Annotated in this window: 8 protein-coding genes; all 8 read right to left on the reverse strand. The window is 39.7% G+C overall.

Annotation, left to right across the window (positions count from 1 at the left end):
- Position 1 precedes the first annotated feature (1 nt).
- Entirely contained in the window at positions 2–631 is a 630-nt protein-coding gene (locus QZ574_RS18755; protein WP_297092415.1) for a hypothetical protein, read from the reverse strand.
- Positions 632–655: 24 nt separating this feature from the next.
- Positions 656–886 carry a 3-keto-5-aminohexanoate cleavage protein gene (locus QZ574_RS18760; RefSeq protein ID WP_297092417.1) on the reverse strand — a complete coding sequence of 77 codons (231 nt, stop codon included), beginning with the start codon at positions 884–886 and terminating at the stop codon, positions 656–658.
- Between the two features lie 68 nt (positions 887–954).
- A complete protein-coding gene (locus QZ574_RS18765; protein ID WP_297092419.1) occupies positions 955–1,134 on the reverse strand; it encodes a 3-keto-5-aminohexanoate cleavage protein in 180 nt (59 codons plus the stop codon).
- A 103-nt stretch (positions 1,135–1,237) separates the two neighbouring features.
- Positions 1,238–3,796, reverse strand: coding sequence for a hypothetical protein (locus QZ574_RS18770; RefSeq protein ID WP_297092421.1), 2,559 nt, complete (start codon positions 3,794–3,796; stop codon positions 1,238–1,240).
- A gap of 238 nt (positions 3,797–4,034) precedes the next feature.
- Complete coding sequence (locus tag QZ574_RS18775) at positions 4,035–6,497, reverse strand: glycosyl hydrolase 115 family protein (RefSeq protein ID WP_297092423.1); 2,463 nt, start codon at positions 6,495–6,497, stop codon at positions 4,035–4,037.
- 74 nt (positions 6,498–6,571) lie between these two features.
- Complete coding sequence (locus QZ574_RS18780; protein WP_297092425.1) at positions 6,572–7,696, reverse strand: glycoside hydrolase family 88 protein; 1,125 nt, start codon at positions 7,694–7,696, stop codon at positions 6,572–6,574.
- 82 nt (positions 7,697–7,778) lie between these two features.
- Positions 7,779–11,465 carry a DUF4450 domain-containing protein gene (locus tag QZ574_RS18785; protein WP_297092427.1) on the reverse strand — a complete coding sequence of 1,229 codons (3,687 nt, stop codon included), beginning with the start codon at positions 11,463–11,465 and terminating at the stop codon, positions 7,779–7,781.
- A gap of 6 nt (positions 11,466–11,471) precedes the next feature.
- Positions 11,472–12,714: beta-galactosidase domain 4-containing protein (locus QZ574_RS18790; RefSeq protein ID WP_297092429.1), on the reverse strand; the 1,243-nt coding region annotated here is incomplete at its 5' end.

Consider the following 12,714-nt stretch of genomic DNA (forward strand, 5'->3'; position numbering starts at 1 on the left):
ATTACCGCTGTTTTATAATCTTTGCCGGATTTCCAACCACAACACAGTTGTCCGGAACATCTTTAGTAACCACAGCCCCTGCTCCAACAATGGCATTTTTACCAATAGTTATACTTGGTAAAACTACAGCCCCGGTTCCAATGAGCGAGCCGTTTTTAACGGTAACATTTCCTCCGGCGGTAACTCCAGGCCCAATCGATACAAAATCGTCAAGCCGCAAATGGTGGCCCAGGTTAGCTCCACGGTTTATTGTAACATAGCTGCCTATGGACGACATTGATCCGATGATTACCCGCTTATTAATAAAACATCCTTCGCCATGCTTAAAATGTATGGGCAGGTCGCTGCTTTTATCACAAAGTAGCGGATAGGGCTTTAAGCCAATCGATAGTGCCTCTTTAACTGCTAAACGGCGGTTGGCAGGCGTAAAAAGAGTGCATAAAAAAGGAATAAGTTTGTTTTCTTTCGATAAGTTTGAAGGCCAAATCTCTTTATCCTGATTTATTGCATATGACTCGCCGTTCTCTATATTGTTAACTACTGCTTCTATAAAAACATCATTTCGCAGGCATACTTCTTCAAAGTCAACAATTAAGGCAGACCCGGTTCCATATAATATTACATTTTCCATACTTTGTACGAATAGATTTACGAATTAAGCGATTTGGATTGCCAGCATTTCCCGAACCTCTTTAGGCGTAAAGGGTACTTTATTTAAAAGTTTGCCAAGCTTATTAATTCGTTCCAATAGTTGCAAATTTGAGGCTTGTACTTTTTTTTCTTCATCAAAATAAATATTGTCTTCAAGTCCGATACGTATACCACCTCCGTTAATAATTGCTGATACGTTTATTGGCAGTTGGTTCTTTCCGATGTTGACACACAAATTATGAGTGATTCATTTGTATAGCCATCAACCGAACGTATTGCATCGATAATTTCTTTGTAAATACATTATTGCCAACTTGGATTGCCCATCTCATCTCTGGCGTGCAGGTGAACAATTGATATTCCATATTTTCTGGCCTCCAATACCTCGGTTATTATTTCATCCGGAGAAATAGGAACATGCTGGTTCATCTCTTTGCTGGGAACCATGCCTGTAGGCGTAAAATTTATGATAAACTTATTCATTTGCCGACAAAATACAATTTTTTGCTTATCGACGATTGTTCTTCCGAGCTGCTATCGGCATAAAATGTTACAAGTTGCTTTAGCTCAGCTTTTTTTAAAATAACTAAAATGAAATATCAAGTGGATTTGATGCCTCTTCTTCTTCTTTGAACATAATTGACTCGCTTGTCTCTTTTTTCTCGCTTTGTTGTTGCACTTGCACTGTTGTTTGTTCGGGTTTAAGTATGCTGGCCATTACCAGTGCTTCCTGGTTGTCTGCTTGCAGCTCAAGTGCTTTATCAATATATTGCCGACTTAAATCCAGATTATTTCTTTCCTGTTCGTACATTGCCCGCAGTACAAAAAGTTCCGAGTTCGAATTTATGTTTCGAGCCATTTGCAACAGACGTCCCGTGTTTTTTAAATCATTATCCTGTAGTGCCAATCTGATTTTAACTTTAACAACATTGAAATTGTATTTGCGAGCCTCAGGAACTGCAGCTAAAATGCGCAGTGTTTCATCGTGATTGTTTAAAAAGAAATGGCATTGAGCCATAAGAGCAATCGATTTAATGTCGTTGGGTTTGAATTTTAATATTTCGCTTAACACGTTTAATGCATCTTCGTACTTTTTGTAATTAATCAGTATTTCTGCAGTATAAATATTGGGTTCATAATAGTTTTTTTTAAGGGCACCGGCAATCTTAAATTCTTTTAAAGCCTCGTTGGGTTTATTTGTGTAGCGTAAAGCGTAACCTTTCATGTAATGTCCCTCGGGGTAATCGGGTTTTAGTGCAATTATTTTATTGCTGGTTTCCAATGCTTCCTTAAATTTTCGGGCACTGTTTAATGCAGCGGCTTTGGTTACCACCGCATCAATCTGGCGCGGATTTAATTTTATTGATTGATCGGCATAATATACAGCAGAATCAAACTTTCCGGATTTTAACATGGTTTGAGCATATCCCGATAAAACCTCTTCGCTATTCGGATACAATTTCAGGAAATTCTTAAAGTATTGCCGGGCTTCTTTTATTTGTTTTTTCCGTAAAGCAGTAAAACCTTTAATGTCATCTTTCGATATTCGTTTCACCACTGCCCCTACCGGAACGCCATCAACATCCATTGTGTAAATGGTTCCTTTTGGTGGCCAGCCTTCATGCTCCAATTCATATTTCGAAATATGGGTGTTTACCCAAATGGAGTAGTCCCAATCGTTTCTGCTTTTTTCGTAATACCTAACGTAGTTTATTTTTGCTGAAGGAACATCATCGAAAAAGTTTAAAAGGATTTGGGCATGGTGGGTAGCAATGGTAACCGAATCCTGTCCCAATTCATTTTCAATCAGCCACTCTGCCCCATCGCGTAAACTTACATAGTAATAATCCATTTCGTATTGGCCATACGCCCCTTTCACTCCTCCAACAAGTTGGTTGTAATAAATGTATTGCAAGGGATGGTTCTTTATGGTGTGTTTAAGTGGTCCGAAAAACAGCGCGAGAAGCACAATTGCTGTTGCGTATTTAAGGTAGTTTTGTTTATTATTTAGGAAAAAGGCAGTGCCTCCGACTGCTAAAACAACAAACGGACTGTAAATCCAAAGCAGGTGCCGCCAGCCACCATACAAATTAGAGTTTTTATAGATGGTATATGCAATTGGAAAAGCAAAGGCAAAAAACAGAAAGCTAAAAAAGAGGTAATTGATTTTTGTTTCCTTTTTTAAAAATAGCTGAATTAAAAATAAACCAAATCCGAAAAAGACAAAAAGCGGAGAGGAAATTAAAATAAATTTTAATCCGTAGTACCACGGAAAATCTCTCGATAACTGTATTTCTCCCTCAAAAAGTTGATAAAGCCCCACATCATAATTGGTCATGGTGGTTAAAGCTTCAATAGGGTTTTTTAAAGGATTAACGAGGCCGTATGGCCATAATAACAAGCCAGCCAGGTAACTTGCCAAGCCAATTAGTACGATTAGTCCCCCGGTTTTTAATGCGCCTGCAATGCCTTGCTTCGAATAAAAATCTTTTTGGCTTAGGTAGTAAATGCCTGTAAACAGGCCTAAATATGGAATTAAAATTAATCCACCTATACGAATACTAATTGTGGCTGCAATTCCGGCAACTATCAGTAACATGGTTTTCATTCGTGGTTTGGGTAACTCGCGTATAAACTGAAGGATGAAATACAGGCTTATAGTATAGCCAGCTGCAAACGGAATATCTTTAGGATTGTTAAGCGCATGCCCCAAAATTTTAGGCGACAGAAACATAAAAACCATGGCAATAATTCCGGCTCTCCAGCCAAATAACGATTTTGCAAGAAGACCAGTGAACAGAATAAGCAGAAATCCGGCCAGGGCATTAAATAAATGTCGCGACCGGTAGACGTCCTTAATGTTGAAAATGGTGTTAAAGGCATAGATAACATTATCGAACGACTGGCCATTGTATTTTTGTAGCGGAAGTTCGGTGTCAACAGCCGATTTATCTTTACCCCCTGTTTTGTAGAAATTAAATACTTTTTCAGCGTGCTCTTCTTTAAAGTATTCATCGCCACTAATGCCTGCATCTTTGCTCATTATAAGCATGGTTACAAGAAGCACCAAGCTCAGCAGTACGAAAATGTTTTTTAATGCAAACGGATTGGTTTTTAAATCAGAAAAGAATGAATGAATGCGCATTGAGAAATATTGTTTTGGCCAATTATTGACTGGTTTCAGGTGTTAAAACTACAAAATATGGTTGCATTATCAGGTATAACAAAAGTATAAAATTGCAAATATTCTTTACTGATGCGCCTGGCCTGTCTAATTCTACTGCCATACACCATTAGCCAGCCTAAGTTTGTACTATGGGTTAGTGTAAGCAGCTACCGGATGGTTTGAGAATAGAACTACTTTGATAATATTCTTAAAAACGTTACTTTTTTATTTCATAAAAATCAGGATAATCCGCCGGATAAACCGCAATTTGGTCGAGGACAATACCGGTTTGATTTACAAATACTTTCAATGATTGAATACCTGTTTCTTTAAATGATACAGGAAAAATGGTAGAGGTACTGTTGCGTAAAACGTTTGTTTTCCATTGGGCACTGCGCCCTTTGGTGTTTATTGAAATGGTATCCGAAATATTTCCATTGGTTTCAATCCATATTTTATGGTCGAAATTGTTGGAGTGGGTTGGCAAACAGCGAATTTCGATATTGTAACTACCTGGTTCAGAAATTTCAAATTCGTATTCAACAAAAGCTTCTTCCGAAAAATAATATTGGGTAAAAGGGTATAGGCTAATGGCTGCATTGCTGTAGCCCAATCCTTCAATGGTTTTCCATTTAAAATTTGTTGGGGCTTGCTGGTCTATAAATTCCGAACCTTGTATAAAAACGGGCTCAGTTTGGATTTCTGTATTAGACTTTACGCCAGGTTTTTCAAGGGTTTCAAACTCGGGCATGCTAAACACCGGAAGGTTTCGGGGTTTCATTTCCATCATTTTATTCCATTTACCGTCTGCTAAAGCGTTATACTGCTTTGTCAGTTTTTTTATTTCGTTAAAGGCCTCCAAACTTTTGGTATTGAGAATATCTTTTTTCTCTTGTTTTTCTTCCAAAAACGCTTGTTTGGCGTGCAAAAACTTATAATTCATTAACGCTGATCCCTTTACAGGATATTCTATTAATTGGAAAAAAGCATCTTGCTTTTCGTTTGGGATATTGTATTTCAAATTTTCAACCTTTTCATAAAGTACTTTGTACGAATCAATTCTTCGCTGCAATTCGTTATTATTCGCACTTGAAAATTCGGATAACCAGGTACGTGTTGTTGGCTCGGTTTGGCTCCAGCCCATATATTCGGGCTTACGAAGCATGGCCAGTCGGTAATATTCTTCCTTTACACCGGCAATATCGTTTCCAATCTCCTTCCCAAACTCCCTGCAACTCCAATCCTGTAAATGTTTTTTTATGGTTTTTTCCGAAATACTTTCAATATCCCATGCCAGGTCGAGGAAAAATTCCATGTTATATTCTGCAGGTTTGATATCGCCAACATTGGCAATCCACATTTTTTTTGCGCCGTTTTGGTAGGCTCTGGTCATTTCGTACCAAATTAAGCCGGGTTGGGTAGTAGAAAGCCATAAATAATCGTGTGGCCGACCCCAGTAACTAAGGTGGTAATAAACACCACCACCGCCTTTTCGGGCCTGTTCATCTTCATTGCTAAACCTTCTGATGTAGCCATAATTATCGTCTGACCAAACCAATGTAATATCCTCCGGAACTTTTAAACCATTGTTGTACAGGTAAAGCACTTCTTTGTAGGGAATGAAGGCCTGCGGAATTTCTTCAACAGGTTTCTTCAAAGTTGTTTCCAGCATTTTGCGTTGGTCGCTGATAATTTCGTCGAGAATTTCAATTTTCTCCTTTTGGGTGGCATCTCCTTCCATCCCCGAATCGTGAACTCCACGCATTCCCATGGTAAAAATATAGTCTCCTTTAGTGGCTTCATCCAATCTGCCTTGCCAGTATGATTTTACCTGTTCTTTGTTGGTGAAATAATTGAAAGCGCCGTATTTCTTTTTATCCCACTCGTCCACGTTGTTTCTTAGCATGGGTTCAGCGTGCGAAGAGCCCACAAAAATGTGGTACTTCTCTGCCATTTCACGATTTCCGGGAATACTAAAGAATGCTTTGGTTGACGGGTGCATGGCGGGCCAAATGGTATTGGCTTTTAAACGAAGCAAAAGTTGAAATATCTTCTCGTAGGTTTTTGGCCCAATATCATTGGTTTCAGGTTCGAAGGTTTGTGCTGCCCAGGGTTGCAGCCCCCAATCTTCGTCGTTAAGAAAAATACCGCGAAACTGAACAGAAGGACCTTGTGGTTTGCCAGCGGAATATAAATCGATGGTAATTTTTTCTTTTTTAACAGGCCTTACATCGGCCCACCATTTCCAGGGGGAGATGCCCATTTTTTCCTGCAATTCAAAAATTCCAAACACTGTACCCCGAATATCGCTTCCGGCAATAATCAGGTTTTGTCCTCGTGGTTCGATTATAAAATTTTCCCATTTGCCTGTTAATTTGGAGGAATTGTTTTCAGCAAAATTTGTCGCCAGTTTTGTTCCTGCTTCGCCAATAAATATTCCTTCTTTATCCGGAGCATATTCTGGGGTGGATTGAAGTTGAATTTCAGTGCCCAAAATATCGCTTATGGCTTGCGCCAGGTCTTTTGCAGCCCATTGCACCAATGGGGCAGAATCCTCACCAATAAATATCGTAAAAGCGGTGTCGTTTGTAATAACAAAGACATCTTTATTGGTTTGTAGTTTACAAGCGATTAGGGTTAAAAACGAAATCATTAGAATACTTATCCTGCTCCACATCATTTTATTTGTTAGCAATTACATAAATACAACAATGCACATCCTCAATACTCAAGCTCAACACAAGTAAATATTTGTTACTTACAAAGTTTATAAACCTCGCTGCCACATAAAAGGAAACAGCCCAATCCATAATCTTCGAAATCGGGTTTACTGGTGTAAGTTACGGGTTGTCCGTCTTTGGGTTCTTTACCGGTTCCTTGTACGTATCCTAAAAAACCATTTTCATGTACCGATTCTTTGGCCATGGCATTCCATGCTTTTGTAATTGCCGGCAAATATTTTTCGGCACTTAATATTCCGTTGTTAACTCCCCAGGCCATTCCGTAAACAAAAAGTGAGGTCCCCGTTGTTTCTTTACCTCCATAATTATTTGGGTCGTGCAGGCTCGCATTCCAAAAACCATCTTCGCGCTGAATTGGAAGTAGGGCTTCCATCATTTCAAGGTAAGTTTTCATGTATTCTTGGCGATGTTTATGGTTGGCAGGTAAAATATCCATGGTGCGAATTAGAGCTGCAACTACCCAGCCATTGCCGCGACTCCAATAGCAATCTTCGCCATTTGGTTCTTTGTAAGGAGGTAAAAAATCGGCGTCGCGCCACCACAAACCTTCTTCATGGTTGTACAAACCCTGGGTAACTTTGGTGTCCATGTACATGTCGTACATTCGCTCAGAATAAGCTTCATAACCGGTAAGTATTTCGAGTTTGGCAAAAACAGGCATGGCCATTTGCAGGGCATCAATCCAGTCCCAATCGTCGATTTTATCGGTACTTAGCATCGAATCAATTGAGGCTTTTATATCTCTGATTCGTATTGAATCCTGCTCAATATTGAATAAATCGATGTAGGTTTGTCCGGCACAATGATTATCGGCGTGTCTGGTTTTTGCACCGTTTCGTAATCCCCAATTGTGAGATTTGCCCCAGTCGATGGCATATTGCAGGTATTTTTCTTGCGGATGCATTTCGTAAAGTGCCATCAATCCTTCGTAATAAACGGCACGTGTCCAAAGGTTGCTTGGGCGTTCTTTGTTGGTGATGACATTTACACCCGGGTCGGGCCATTTTTTCATCAGGTAGTCGTTGGTTAAAACCATTTTATCCAGAACCTCTTGCTTCGAGGGGAGTTCATTGGTGTTTTTACATGCTGCTAATGCAAATAAAAGACAACTGATGACGAGTAAGATTTTTGATTTCATATAAAATTTAGATTTTTGATTACAATTCTTAACGATTCTTTTTTAACGTATGTTCCTGACCTTGTCTTTATGGCATTTTCTTTCAGTTTTCAGTTTTCAATGTTGCAGCCATAAGACCAATAACAACATCATTGGTATTGGTTATTACTTTTAATGATTGCAATTCCTTTTTCGGATTTAAAGGTAGATCGAGCATTGAAGCTGCTCCGCCTTCTATTTTATTTGTACCGTTTTTCTTTAATATATCGTACGAATCCAGGTGCCATTCTCCGGTTTTTAAATACAAACGTGGTGGTTGTGGTGCATTTACTTTAAACGCAAATCCATCCTGGTAATAATCCTGTTCAATGGGCCACCAGTTTTCGGGGCTTTTTAATGGAAGCACATCTTTGCTGCCATCTTTGTAGTTCACTTTTATCCATCCATTAACCATATTTATTTGCATGTGGTGTACCGAACCAGCCATTAGCAAATACAAATGCGAAGCTTTGCCAGAAAGCGGAATCTCAACAGAATCGGGATAATTATCCCATTTTGAAGTAAACAGAATATTGCCTTTCGCTTCACCGGGAGTTTGAAATGGGATTCCCTGGGCTGATTTTATTTCGTTAGCAGCACCAGCTTTTTTTCGCAGCCCTGAATCATCAATTTCTTCTGTTTCGCGGTACGAACACCAATCGCCAATTCCCTGCACCGGAATGCTTAAAGTAGGGTAGGGCGAACGTGGTGAAAAATATTGCTCGTTAAAAATATTGGTAATCCGGTCGTTGAATTGCTCGGTAATATTTACTTTTTCAAAAACAGTTTTGTTTGAAATCGAAACATTCCAATTAACTACATTTTCGGTTATGTTTGTTTCAATTATTTCAACTTTGTTACTTCCTGGTACGAGCTTATTCGAAATAATAATTTTATCAGAAATTGATTTCGCAGGAATTGTGATATTTTGAAAGATACCATTAACGGAATATTTCCCGTTAAATGTTTTTTTAGTGTTATTCTGAATTTTAAATGCCAACTTATTTTCAGCTTGCTGTTTATCTGAAACTAAACAAAGTGCTGGGCGCAAATCAAAAGATAGAGGATGCCACCATTGTAAATCGTTCTGTTTAAATTTTAGAAATGCCGTTCTCCAACCTGGCTTCCCTTTTAGTTTTGCAGAGAAGGTTTTTTCATTTTTTTCTATATCATCGAATATATTTTGAGGGTCATAAATATCAACTAACGTGGCTTTTTTTAGCTGGATATTAATGTTTTCATTCAGTGCATAAAACTCATCCACTTTAGGAGTTTCCCATGCCGAACCACTCCATTCAATTTTAACTTTAAACTTGTTCCCTTTCTTGCTTTTAACAATTACTTTAGGACTTCCGATGGCTTTTTCATCAAAGGTCCAATCCCGTGTTTCCCCGTTAATCGTTACCGATTTAATATCTACCTTTCGCGCATTTAAAGCCAGGTTAAGCTGAAGCTTTTTCCCGAAATTCGATTCTATTTCGTAAATATCGGTATCGTTATTTCGTTTAAAATTTAGTTTTATGTCAGGTGTTTGAATCGATGTATGACTCCATTCCACTGGCCAACCGGGTGTAATCGAAAGCTTTTCGTTAACTATATCAGGCGAAATACCAAACATTCCTTCCACAAAAGCGCGTGCTGCCATGGCAACCGGGTCGGCAAAATCGCGGTACAGTTCTCCCCTAAAAGCATCGTAATACGAAAGCTGTCCAAAATTGCCGGGACTGCTTCCTAAAAACATGTAATCGAGAAAAGTACTCTTTGTAAGCTCGAATGCCTTTTCCGGTCTTCCACTTTGCCAATAAGCAAGCGCTATGTGAAGTACCTCTGCAAAAGCAACGTTGTTTATCGACCAGGTGTAAGGCATCCAATTGCTTGTTGCCAATGTGTAATATTTGCTGGTTTCCAAACCTTCAGCTTCAATGGGAATATGCGGGATGTTTTTGTCGATGTATTGTGTTGACTGGTAGGCCTGGAATGGATTGGCCATTTTTTCATCAATGGCATGATAAACAGTCCAAAGGGCAGCTGATGGATGAACCAATTGATTTCCCAGTAAATCTTTGTATTCGGCAAACCAACCTTTTTCGTGTAACCACAAAGATTCATTAACTGCGGTTTTTATTTTCTCCGCTTCTAGCAAATAAGATTTTGGGTCTTTCCCGATAAGCGGAGCCAATTCAGCAGCCACCAGATTGGCACGGTAGTTATATGCTGAGGAATGGGTTACGCCTCCACCGCTGTATTGCAGGGCATCGCTGGCCCAAATGCTGGCATAGGCATCGTAGAGCCCATCATTGTTTGCATCAAAACATCTTTTTTCCCAGGCCAAATGACGCTCAAGCACCGGCCAGCTTTCGCGTAAAAATTCCAGGTCGCCTGTCCAGCGGAAGTGCGATAGAAGTTGCGAAATAAACACCAGGTTCATATCGTAATGGTGCGGTTTATTTAGGCCACCAGGTCGTCTGCTGATATAACCATCGGTAAACAAGGCTGTACCTTTTTCTTCTTTCTGACGGGACAAATGCGTTTTTTCATCGGGAGTGCTTGGCCCACTTGCAGGTGCTGTGTATTGCGATTGAAAATAACCTCTAAAATGTGTTTTTGCCCTATCATGCCAACCCAGCCAGTCGGCAGCATAAGCACCCCGCCAACCATTTAAAGGCATACGCCAGGCAATGGCTCCGTGCATAAACGATTTACCGTCCCAAACGGCATCGGCAGCGGTTGAAAGCGTGGCACCAACTGCATTGATGTATTTATCGGGTGTTTCAATTTTTATTCTGTCAGCAATTTCTTTTCTGGCAAAACTGGCTTGTTGAAACAGTTGAGGAATTTCGCTGTATGCAGGACGAATTTTGGTATCCGGATTTAAAATCAGAAAATAGTTTTCTTCGGTTAAAGCTGTCTTACCCGTAATTACAGGTGCTTCCTGAACCTGAGATTGGTAGAGGCCTAGCGGATTATTCTGAAAGGAAGCATCGCCAAGCTTTAAATCTGAATTTATGGGAACCAAGCCAAATAAACGTTTCTTTTCTTTTAGGCGGGTGGCCTTTATTTCTTCTGGTGTTGGTTGATAGTTGTTTTCGTAAACCTCATTATCAGACAACGTTCGCCCCGAACCGTAGTAAAGGTTAAAACTGTTTTCGCGAATAAAATATTCGTTGCTTGTACAGTTTTCAGGTTTTAAATAAAAAACTGATTCAGGATCGGCACCCAAATCACCTTCGCGTGAAAAGCGTTTGCCACTCGCGCCTCCAAATGCCCAAAATAATTCAGTTTCTTCAGAAACATTTTTGGCTTCAGCTTTTAAAATAAAACCATCGGCATCGGCCATTGCTAAAAGATGAAGGTACAGTTTTCCAGTTCCTAAAAGCGGGTCTTCAATTTGGTAAGTAATGCTACCAGCTTCGTAACGCATTTTTATTGTTTCAGCGTTAATTAGCCATTTTGAGCTATCAGCCTGAATAAGTCCAAGTCGAAAAGTTCCACCCAAACGAGGCATGTAAATGGCAAACTCAGGCAAATCGCCTGCTTCAACCCGAAAACCGGTATTCGTGCCGTACAGAGCCCGGTTAAAACGTTTGGTACCATTGGTAATCACAAAACCTTTTCCATCAGGCTGATAACGTATTTCCCGACTTTCGTTATGCCAAAGATTGGTCGCTTTTTTGTCAGGTGTTTTTTGCCCGCAGGAAATTAGCAGTGCAATCGAAAAAAGCAGAATTATATTTATGTAATTTTTTATCACGATATCTTAGTTCAATAATCCGAAATAGAAGTAAAGCGTTCGTTTTATGGGCTCGGGCATCGTATTCAACTCTCCGGCAGGCCCTAAACTTTTGGTGTCGTTGCTAATTCCCATGGCCAGTTTTGTTCCCAGTGGTGGAATGCCATCCAGGAAAGAGATGTTTCCGATAGGCAGAGCAGGGTAGTTGGTTGGTCCCGAAATTCCATAGAAATCAAACAGACGAACAAATAAATCTTCTTCCTGTGCTACCATAGTGAATTTCCCGTAGACGGTATTAAATTCCATCCACGAAACATCGGCAAAATAGCCTTTGAACTGCGGGTGTTGCCAGTTGTTGTCGCCCGGTAAAACATTGTTGTACAGGCGCTGGAAAACGTCGAGCTGTCCCCCTTGTAACCTGTTTTTCCAGATATGCGATGGCCCTTCTCCCAGCCATTTTGCACTAATTATATCCGATTCGGGAAATGTAAAACTGATGCCGTTAAAATACTGTTCGCCTTCTACCTGGTATTCGTAATCCATTTGTAGCCAACCGCTGTTGTACATTGTCCAGGTAAGCGATTTTAAACTGCCGGTGTAGGTGAATTTTATTTGTTGTCTGTCTTTTCCTTTCTCCTGCGAAATGCCTGTTAATTGAACTTCTCCTGAAACCAAAACCGGCCCGTTATTAAAAGGAATGGGCAAGCCGAAATCATTTTTTAAGCCTAAAATTGTGCCGTCTTTTTTATTCAATTCAACGGTAATTCCTGAAGCTTTTATGGAGATTGATTCTTCAGTTTCAATTACTTCAACTTCCGAACTTAGGTTTTTGTCTCCAGCCTGCGCTTCAATGGGTAAAATATTATCTTCTTCAATACCCTGCGCTTTAAGTGCTTTTAATCGTTCCGTTTCTTTTTCACTTAATGCTTTTTCAACCAGTTTTACCACCTGGTTGGTATTTCCATCTGTTTTCCAGGTCCAGGTATAAATTTCATCTCCGGCGGTATCAAATGCCTTTAAATAAAGTGCATCGTATTGTTTGTAATTTTCAGGAAGGTTTAGTTTTAATTCGCCTTTTTCAACTGGTGCAACATCTGGGCTTTCAACCTTCCCTGTTCTCATTACTTTCTGAAAAGCTCCGCGTTGTTGAGGTAAACTGAAATTTACCAACTGCCATTCAAAACGAATATTTTTGAGGTTGGTGAAATGGTAACGATTCTCAAGTGGAATAATTCCATTGAAGTCTTCCGGCAACTTGTTGAGATTAATT

This window comes from uncultured Draconibacterium sp. (assembly GCF_913063105.1).
Lineage (GTDB): Bacteria > Bacteroidota > Bacteroidia > Bacteroidales > Prolixibacteraceae > Draconibacterium.

Bases quoted from the DNA above. Each gene is read 5' to 3' on its own strand.
- QZ574_RS18755 (WP_297092415.1), bottom strand. From the start codon at position 631: ATGGAAAATGTAATATTATATGGAACCGGGTCTGCCTTAATTGTTGAC.
- QZ574_RS18765 (WP_297092419.1), bottom strand. From the start codon at position 1,134: ATGAATAAGTTTATCATAAATTTTACGCCTACAGGCATGGTTCCCAGC.
- QZ574_RS18770 (WP_297092421.1), bottom strand. From the start codon at position 3,796: ATGCGCATTCATTCATTCTTTTCTGATTTAAAAACCAATCCGTTTGCA.
- QZ574_RS18775 (WP_297092423.1), bottom strand. From the start codon at position 6,497: ATGATGTGGAGCAGGATAAGTATTCTAATGATTTCGTTTTTAACCCTA.
- QZ574_RS18780 (WP_297092425.1), bottom strand. From the start codon at position 7,696: ATGAAATCAAAAATCTTACTCGTCATCAGTTGTCTTTTATTTGCATTA.